Below are 7161 nucleotides of genomic sequence, written 5' to 3'. Positions count from 1 at the left end.
GGGCCGGACCTGGACAACCGGCAGGCCTCCGGCGGCCAAGGGGTTGTGCCCCTTGGAACCCCGATCGGCTTCGCGTTCTATGCGGGTTTGTTTTGGACGAGCTTGTCGCGCAGGCGCAGCGCCGGGAACAACCGCATCCACAAGGCCACCACCACCAGCGTCCCGATTCCCCCCAGCACCACCGACCCCACCGCGCCGAACAGGGCCGCCGTCACGCCGGACTCGAACTCGCCCAACTGGTTCGAAGTGCCGATGAAGATGGAGTTCACCGCGCTGACCCGGCCGCGCAGCTCGTCTGGCGTCTCGAGCTGCACCAGGGTGGAGCGGATCACCACGCTGACCATGTCGCTGGCCCCCAGGCAGGCCAGGGCCGCAAGCGACAGCGGGAACGAGGTGGAAAGCCCGAACACCACCGTGGAGACGCCGAACACGGCCACGGCCCCGAACATCTTGTGCCCCACGCGCCGGGTGAGCGGCACCCGGGCCAGGAACAGCGACATGGAGAGCGCCCCCACGGCAGGGGCCGCGCGCAGCATGCCCAGGCCCCAGGGGCCGGAGTGCAGGATGTCCTTGGCGTAGACGGGCAGCAGGGCCGTGGCCCCGCCCAGCAGCACGGAGAAGAGGTCCAGGGAGATGGCCCCCAGGATCTCGGGGCGGGAGCGGATGTAGGAGATGCCCCCCAGCACCGAGCGCAGGGTGGGCGGCTCTCGGCGGGCCTGGGGGGCCTGCCGGGGGATGGAGAACATGGCGGCCGAGCCCAGCACGAAGCACACGGCGCACACGCCGTACACCGCCTGGGGGCCAGCCAGGTAGAGCGCCCCGCCCAGGGCCGGGCCTACGATCACCGCGCTCTGCCAGCCCGAGGCGCTCACGGCCAGCATGCGCGGCAGCATGGCCGTTTCGGCCAGGCCCGGCAGCAGGGCCTGCATGGTGGGCATCTCGAAGGAGCGGGCCGCGCCGATGGCGAAGGCGCAGGCGTAGATGGCGTGCTGGTCCACCAGCCCGGCCAAGCTCCCGGCGGCAAGGATCGCGGCCAGCAGCCCCTGGGCCGCCTGGCAGACGAAGACGATGCGCCTGCGCTCCATGTGGTCGGCCGCGTGCCCCACCACCAGGGTCAAAGCCAGCTGCGGCAGGAACTGGGCCAGGCCCACCAGGCCCAGGCTGAGCGCGCTGCCTGTGAGCTCGTACATCTGCCAGCCCACGGCCACGGTCATCATCTGGTAGGCGAAGCCCGAGGCCACGCGGGAGAGCCAGAAGCGCTTGAAGGAAGGGTTGGAGAAAACCGGCGTCTGCATGGCGAAGCCCCCTAAGGTCGAGGGGCTTGCGATGGCTCATTCCCCCGGAGAGGTCAACCCCGGCGGCGGGGCGATCTCCACGCGGTTCCGCCCTGATGCTTTGGCCCTGTAGAGGGCGTCGTCAGCGCGGCGCAGCAAGCTGGCCACGTCGTCCCCGGGGTGGTAGGCGGCCACGCCGAAGCTGGCCGTCACCTGCTCCACAGGGGGAAGGGGCTGGCAGGCCAGCACCGAGCGCAGGCGGGATGCCAGCTCGGCAGCGGTCTCCAGCCCGGTTTCTGGGCACAGCAGCAGGAACTCCTCCCCGCCCCAGCGGCCCACCATGTCCATCTCGCGCACGTTGGCCGAGAGGGTGTCCGCCACCTGCACCAGCACGCTGTCGCCCACCAGGTGCCCGAAGGTGTCGTTGACGGTCTTGAAGGAGTCCACATCCAGCAGGATGACGGAGAACTGGGTGGCGTAGCGCTTCGCCCGCAGCACCTCGGCCTGGAAGGCCTCGTCGAGCTTGTGGCGGTTGTGCAGCCGGGTCAGGCGGTCGGTCTGCAGGAGCACCTCCAGGGCGCGGTTCTTGTCGTCGAGCTCCTGGTTCTTGAGGTCCAGCAGGGTGTAGGCCTCGTTGAGGCGGTTCTTGGCCCGGACGAACTCGATGTGGTTCTTGACCCTGGCCAGCACGATGGGCGGGCTGAAGGGCTTGGTGATGTAGTCTATGGCCCCCAGGCTCAGGCCCTCCAGCTCGTTGGTCTCGTCGCTCTGGGCGGTGAGGAACACCACGGGGATGGCGCGCGTGGCCGGGTTGGCCTTGAGCCTGCGGCAGACCTCGTAGCCGTCCATCTCCGGCATGGAGATGTCCAGCAGCACCAGGTCGGGCGGAGAGGATTCCGCAAGGGCCAGGGCCATGTGCCCGTCGGTGGCGAAGCTCACCGCGTAGCTGTTCTTGAGGAGCTCCCGCAGCAGCTTGATGTTTAATGGCATGTCGTCGACGACGAGCACGCGGGGCCTGTTGGTGACTGCTGCCATACGATGCCTTCAATCGGACTGGAGTTCGGTCTCCAGTTCCTGCAACACCGCGAGGGCGGTTTCGTAGTCCAGTTGGGAGAGGCGGGCTTCCAGTTCGTCGAGCAGGGAGGCGTGCAGTCCGGCCGAGGCGGCCCGCAGCTGCGCCAGCGTGTCCGCCGCGTCCATGTCGTGGGCCTGGAGCTGGGCGCGCAAGCCGTGCGCCAGGGCGGCCAGCGCAAGCTTGTCCGCCGCTGTGCGCGCGTGGCCGCCGGGTGCAGCCGTGGCGGGCCGGACTCCGGGCAGGGCGTCGAGCCCCTGTAGCACGGTCTGGAGGGCATGCAGCAGGCGGTCGATGAGCGGCTGCAGGTCCCGGTTGGTGCCTTCCTTCAGTGCGTGCTCAAGAGGCTGGATGGCCTCGCGCACCTCGTTCGCAGCCATGTTCGCGGCAACGCCCTTCATGGCGTGGAGCAGTCCCGGCAGCTCGTCCGGCCTTTCCCGGAGCGCCCGGCGGAGTTTGTCCGGGAAGGCGCGGGCCTGGGCCGCGAAGCCTGAGAGCAGTTCCAGGTACGTTTTCGAGTTGCCCATGACCCTCGCCAGGCCGGTCTGCATGTCGATTCCCGGCAGGGAGTCAGGCAGTGCCGGAGGCGCGGGGGGCTGGTCCTGCCCCTGGGGCGGAGCGTCGGAGGCCGCACCCATGCGGCCGTTTCGGCGCGGCATCCAGCGCAGCAGGGCGGCGAACAGCTCAGACGGGTCGATGGGCTTGCCCAAATGGTCGTCCATGCCCGCATCCAGGCAACGCTGGCGGTCGCCGGTCATGGCGTGGGCGGTCATGGCCACGATGGGCAGGTTCTTGAGGCGCTCCACGGCGCGGATGGCAGCCGTGGCCTGGAAACCGTCCATTCCCGGCATCTGGATGTCCATGAGCACCAGGTCGAAGGGCTGGGCCAGAGCCTTGGCGATCCCTTCGGAGCCGTTGGTAGCGACTTCCGTCACAACGCCGGCGTGATGGAGCAATTCCACGGAGACCTGCTGGTTGAGGGGGTTGTCCTCCACCACGAGCACCCGGGCCCCGCGCAGATCTTCGAGCCGGGTGAGGTCCACCCCTTCCGGGGGGGCCGGGGTGTCAGGCGAGCCCTCGCCATCTGGGCTGACGGGGCGCCCCAGGACTTTCAGCACGGCATCGAACAGGCTGGACTGGGTGAAGGGCTTGGTCAGCACCATGTCCACGCCGGAGCCGGAGGCCTCGGACATGAGGCCCATGCGGCTGTAGGCGGTGAGCATGAGCAGCGCGGGCTGTTTCTGGATGCGCAGGCTGCCGCGTATGCGCCGGGCCAGCTCCAGGCCGTCCATGTCGGGCATGAGCAGGTCGATGAGCGCCAGGGAGAAGGGGTCCGCGGGGTCGGCCTGCTCCAGGATGCGCAGGGCGTCCCGGGCGTTGGTGGCCGCGCTCACCTGCAGCCCGTAGCCGCGCAGGAATTCGGACACCAGGGCCAGGGCGTTGGCGTTGTCGTCCACGGCCAGCACCTTCAGGGAGCGCAGGGACTGGTCGGGCGCGGCGCGGCGGCGTTTCTTCTCCTCGACTCCGAATGCGGCGGTGAATGTGAAGGTGCTGCCCGACCCATATTCGGATTCCACCGAGAGTTTGCCCCCCATGAATTCCACTAGGCGCTTGCAGATGGCCAGGCCCAGGCCTGTGCCGCCGTATTTGCGCGTGATGGAGCCGTCCGCCTGGGAGAAGGGCTTGAACAGGTTGTCGAGCTGGACACGGGTCATGCCCACGCCCGTATCCCGAACGGAAAAGCGCAGCACCGACTTGCCGTCCTGATGGCTATCCAGGGCGATGCGGATCTCGACCTCGCCCTGCTCCGTGAACTTGAGCGCGTTGCCCACCAGGTTGAGCAGCACCTGGCCCAGGCGAAGCGGGTCGCCCAGCAGGTTGGTGGGCACGTCCGGCTCCCTGCGCATGATGAGCTCGATCCCGCGCTCTCCGGCGCGGGCGCCCAGCACGTTGGACACGTCGGCCAGCACGTCGTCCAGGGCGAAGGGCACGAGCTCCATGTTGAGCTTGCCAGCCTCGATCTTGGAGAAGTCCAGGATGTCGTTGACGATGGCCAGCAGGGAGCGGGCCGAGGAGTTGATCTTCTTCAGGTAGTCCCGCAGGCGCGTGGGATCGTCGCTGTCCAGACCCAGGCTGGAGAAGCCCAGGATAGCGTTCATGGGGGTGCGTATCTCATGGCTCATGTTGGCCAGGAACTCGCTCTTGATCCTCGTGGCGGATTCGGCGGCCAAGTTGGCGGCGCGCAGCCCGCGCACAGCCTCCTCCAGCTCGTCCTTGGCCTTGGCCAGCTCCCCGGTGCGCTGGCTGACCTTGGTCTCCAGGTCGCCCACCAGGCCGCTCATCTCGGACGCCATGGAGTTGAACGTGTCGGCCAGCTCGCCGAACTCGTCGCCGGTATCCACCGGCACCCTGACGTCCAGGTTGCCCGAGCGCAGCGAGGCGGCCGAATCCGTGAGCGCAACCAGCTTCCTGGTGACCGAGGCGTTGACCAGCCAGGCTATGAGCAGGGTGCAGACCAGGCCCAGCAGGGCGGTGACGGCTATGATGGCCGTGGCGGAGCGGCTCACCGCGTCGATGTGCGCCCTGGTGCGGTTGACCTCGGAGGTCACCAGGGCCTTGAGCTCTTCGGAAATGGGGTCGATGGCTTGTGATTGCAGGGCGAAGTCATTGAACTTCCCGGCTATGGCCGAGTCGACGTTGGCGATGTCCTCGCCGATGGAGGCGACGTTGCGCAGGATCTCGCGGGCCTGGGCCTTCTGGTCGGCGTTGAGATGCTTGGAGGCGGCCACGGCCTTGCCCAGCAGGAAACCCTCGTTGAGCGCGGCCTGCATGTCCGGGCGCTGCTTCGTGAGCTGGTACTGCTTCTGCTGGGCCAGCTGCTTGAGGAACAGCCGGGACATCTCCTCGCTGGCGTCGGCCAGCGGGGCCAGAACGGCCATCTGCTCATCCAGCCGGTCCTGCAGGCCGGTCTCGGGCGCGGCCAGGATGGTCACCAGGTCAACGAGCTCCAGGAAGGTCTGGGTGAAGCGTTTGGCCGAGGAGAGATAAAGGTTGATCTCCACATTGCGGCGTTGCAGCGCATCGCTGACGTCCGGGCTGGAGACCAGCCGCTTGAGGTCGTCGCTCAGGGCCACCACCCGGGCGATGGCCTGGATGGAGGGCTGGAAGTAGAGTTCGTGTGCCTTGCTGAAGCCCACGGAGGGGTAGTTGAGGAAGAAGTCGCGGTGCAGGCGGCGGGCCTTTTCCAGCCCGGCGTCCATCTCGTAGACCCGCTGCCTGATCTCGGCGCTGTTCAGGATCACGTTCTCTGCGTGGCGCACGGACGCCAGGGCGAAGTAGCTCACCGCCGCAACGAGCGTGAGCATGGCCAGCAGCAGGGCGAAGGCCAGCCCGAGCTTGTAGGTGATGGAGAGGTTGCGCCAGAACGAAGTGACGGTGTTCATGCCGGCCTAGCGGGCGGTCCCCGGTGCGTAGGTGAAGAGCACGTTGGCCCGCAGGCCTTCCACGCCTTTGGAAAGGTCGTCGAGGCGCAGCACGTTGAAGCGGGGCGGGGCGCAATCCCCGAAATCGTTGCAGGTGAGCGTGCCGGTGACGCCCTTGAAGTCCGCGGTGGCGTAGAGCGCGTCGCGCAGGGCCTGTCGGCCCACGTGCAGGGTGTTCTTGGAGTCCCTCTTTGCGGCCTTCTCGATGGCGTCGAAGAGGATGTTGGCCGCGTCGTAGGCGCTCTGGTAATACATGGTGGGCGGCTCCGTTTTGTAGCGCTCCATGTACGCCTGCCGCAGGGCCGCCACCTCGGGGGTGGCCGCCGGGGGGGTGGGGCCGACGAAATACATGCCCAGGGCGTCCTGCTTCACATCCGCCAGGAAGGTGCCCTCGATGAGCGAGCCGTCGCTCATCAGGATGACGTCCTTCATCTCAGGCATCGATCTGGCCTGGCGCAGCACATGGTTGCCCTCCGGCTGGAACAGCGGGAAGAACAGCAGCTGCGCGCCGGAGTTGGCCGCCGCCGTGAGCACGGGCGCCATGTTGGTGTCGCTCTTGTTCACGGTGGCCGAGAGGGTGATGCGTCCGCCCAGGCGTTCGAACTCCTGCCGGAACCCCTCGGTGAGCCCGGCGGTGTAGATGTCGCCGTCGTTGACCGTGGCGGCCTGCCGGATACCCAGGGTCTTGAAGGCGTAGGTGGCGGCGGCCGGGCCCGAGGCCTCCTCGTTGGGGGCGGTGCGGAAATAGCCGGGCTGCCACTTGGGTGCGCGCTTGCCGGCCACGGAGGTCAGGAAGGGGGCGCTGTTGTTGCCCGAGATCATGGAGAGCCCCGCCTCGGACATGACCCCGGCCGCGGTGGCCGCGTCGCCCGAGCAAGTGGTGCCGAAGATGGCCAGCACGGACGGATCCGCCACCAGCTTGAGCGCGGTGTTGGCGCCGCCCTCGGGCTTGCAGCCGGTGTCCTCGGTGGGCAGTGCCACGGGGCGCCCGGCCACCAGGCCGCCGCGCTTGGCCAGTGCCAGCTCGAGGCCGCGCACCTGCTCCTGCCCGAGGATGGCCACCTTGCCCGAAAGGGCCTGGATCACGCCGATCTTCACGGGGTCGTCGGGCCCGAGATCCACGCAGCCCAGCTTGTCCGAGCAGACGAAGCGCTCGGGCTGGCCGGAACAGGCGGCGGCCAAGGCTGCCGCCAGGGCGCAGGCCAGGAAGGCGCGCGAGATGATGTTGCGGGACAGGACGCCGCGGGAGCGGCGTCCGGCTGATGATCCGGTGCGGGCAATGGTCATGGGCGCTCCGTACATTCGATATCCATACGAATACTCGACATTATAC

At 68.2% G+C, this 7161-nt stretch carries 4 protein-coding genes; all 4 read right to left on the bottom strand.

Annotation, left to right across the window (positions count from 1 at the left end):
- Window positions 1-77: 77 nt before the first annotated feature.
- From MLE18_RS16670 to MLE18_RS16655, 4 genes are read right to left on the bottom strand one after another with little or no spacing between them, the layout of a single operon-like run.
- Window positions 78-1295, bottom strand: coding sequence for an MFS transporter (locus tag MLE18_RS16670; protein WP_243439933.1), 1218 nt, complete (start codon window positions 1293-1295; stop codon window positions 78-80).
- A 36-nt stretch (window positions 1296-1331) separates the two neighbouring features.
- Window positions 1332-2309, bottom strand: coding sequence for a diguanylate cyclase (locus tag MLE18_RS16665; RefSeq protein WP_243439932.1), 978 nt, complete (start codon window positions 2307-2309; stop codon window positions 1332-1334).
- Between the two features lie 9 nt (window positions 2310-2318).
- Window positions 2319-5789 (bottom strand): response regulator, encoded by a 3471-nt coding sequence (locus MLE18_RS16660; RefSeq protein WP_243439931.1) that lies wholly within the window; start codon window positions 5787-5789, stop codon window positions 2319-2321.
- 6 nt (window positions 5790-5795) lie between these two features.
- Window positions 5796-7115, bottom strand: coding sequence for a branched-chain amino acid ABC transporter substrate-binding protein (locus tag MLE18_RS16655; protein ID WP_243439930.1), 1320 nt, complete (start codon window positions 7113-7115; stop codon window positions 5796-5798).
- Between the last annotated feature and the right edge of the window lie 46 nt (window positions 7116-7161).

Origin of the sequence: Fundidesulfovibrio soli (assembly GCF_022808695.1) — a bacterium.
Taxonomy (GTDB): domain Bacteria; phylum Desulfobacterota; class Desulfovibrionia; order Desulfovibrionales; family Desulfovibrionaceae; genus Fundidesulfovibrio; species Fundidesulfovibrio soli.
Note: the sequence above shows the minus strand (reverse complement) of the source record. Positions and strands in the feature narration are given on the sequence as shown.

Bases quoted from the DNA above. Each gene is read 5' to 3' on its own strand.
- MLE18_RS16655 (WP_243439930.1), bottom strand. From the start codon at position 7,115: ATGACCATTGCCCGCACCGGATCATCAGCCGGACGCCGCTCCCGCGGC.
- MLE18_RS16665 (WP_243439932.1), bottom strand. From the start codon at position 2,309: ATGGCAGCAGTCACCAACAGGCCCCGCGTGCTCGTCGTCGACGACATG.
- MLE18_RS16670 (WP_243439933.1), bottom strand. From the start codon at position 1,295: ATGCAGACGCCGGTTTTCTCCAACCCTTCCTTCAAGCGCTTCTGGCTC.
- MLE18_RS16660 (WP_243439931.1), bottom strand. From the start codon at position 5,789: ATGAACACCGTCACTTCGTTCTGGCGCAACCTCTCCATCACCTACAAG.